At 63.5% G+C, this 1,385-nt stretch carries 1 protein-coding gene; it reads left to right on the top strand.

Going from position 1 to position 1,385, the window contains the following annotated elements; all coding sequences use genetic code 11:
- The first annotated feature begins 64 nt into the window (after positions 1 to 64).
- Positions 65 to 1,348 (top strand): IS256 family transposase, encoded by a 1,284-nt coding sequence (locus tag IU450_RS39235; RefSeq protein WP_195154775.1) that lies wholly within the window; start codon positions 65 to 67, stop codon positions 1,346 to 1,348.
- The last annotated feature ends 37 nt before the right edge of the window (positions 1,349 to 1,385 follow it).

The raw sequence follows: 1,385 nt of genomic DNA on the forward strand, positions 1-1,385 counted from the left end.
GGGACTGTGGATCTAACGGTGTTTGCGGCCTGACGCGCTGAACGATGTTCAGCGGGAAGGTGCCGTGATGACGACACTTGATGCTGTGGCGAGGAAGAAGGCCCAGGCTTCGGCTGAGGAGCTGGCGGCGGCGGAGCTGGTGCGTATGGCCAAGGAGCAGGGGTTGTCCCTGACCGGGCCGAACGGGCTGCTCAAACAGTTCACCAAGACTGTCCTCGAGACGGCGTTGAACGAGGAGATGACCGAACACCTAGGGTTCGAACCGAACCAGGCGCCCGCCGAGCGGGACTCGGCGAACGTGCGTAACGGGACCAGGCCGAAGACGGTGCTGACCGAGGTGACGGGGCCGGTGCCGATCGAGGTGCCTCGCGACCGCGATGGCAGCTTCGAACCTCAGATCGTGCGCAAGCGCCAGCGCCGGTTGAGCGGGGTGGATGAGATCGTGCTGTCGCTGTATGCCAAAGGGTTGACCACCGGGGAGATCTCGACGCATTTCGCCGAGATCTATGGTGCGTCGGTGTCGAAGGAGACCGTCTCTCGTATTACCGACAAGGTGGTCGCCGAGATGCAGGAATGGGCCAGCCGGCCGCTGGATGAGATTTATGTGGCCGTTTTCATCGATGCGATCGTGGTGAAGGTGCGCGACGGGCAGGTCGCCAACCGGCCGATCTACGCCGCGATCGGAGTCACCGTCACCGGTGAGAAGGACATCCTGGGGTTGTGGGCCGGCACCGGTGGTGAAGGCGCGAAGTTCTGGATGAGCGTGCTCACCGACATCCGCAACCGCGGGGTCAAGGACGTGTTCTTCCTGGTCTGCGACGGGTTGAAGGGGTTACCGGAGGTGGTGGGGAATGTGTGGCCGCTGGCCACGGTCCAGACCTGCATCATCCACCTGATCCGCAACACTTTCCGGCTTGCCGGGCGTCAGCACTGGGAGGCGCTGCGCCGCGATGTGAAACCGATCTATACCGCCGTCAACGCCGCCGCGGCCCGCGCGGCGCTGGATGAGCTCACCGAGCGGTGGGGCAAGAAATATGGTGCGATCGTGCGTCTTTGGGAGAACTCGTGGGAGGAGTTCATTCCGTTCCTGGACTACGACATCGAGATCCGACGTGTCATCTGCAGCACGAACGCCATCGAATCGCTCAATGCCCGCTACCGCCGCGCGATCAAGGCACGAGGCCATTTCCCGACCGAGCAAGCCGCCCTGAAGTGCCTGTATCTGGTCACCCGATCCCTCGACCCGACCGGCGCCGGTCGGGCACGATGGACCATGCGCTGGAAACCCGCGGTCAACGCCTTCGCGATCACCTTCGCCGACCGCTGGCCCAACGCCCAAACCTACTGATGGAGATCGCCGCAAACACCGTTAGCGAGATAGACCC

This window comes from Nocardia abscessus (assembly GCF_015477775.1).
Taxonomy (GTDB): Bacteria; Actinomycetota; Actinomycetes; order Mycobacteriales; family Mycobacteriaceae; genus Nocardia; species Nocardia abscessus_A.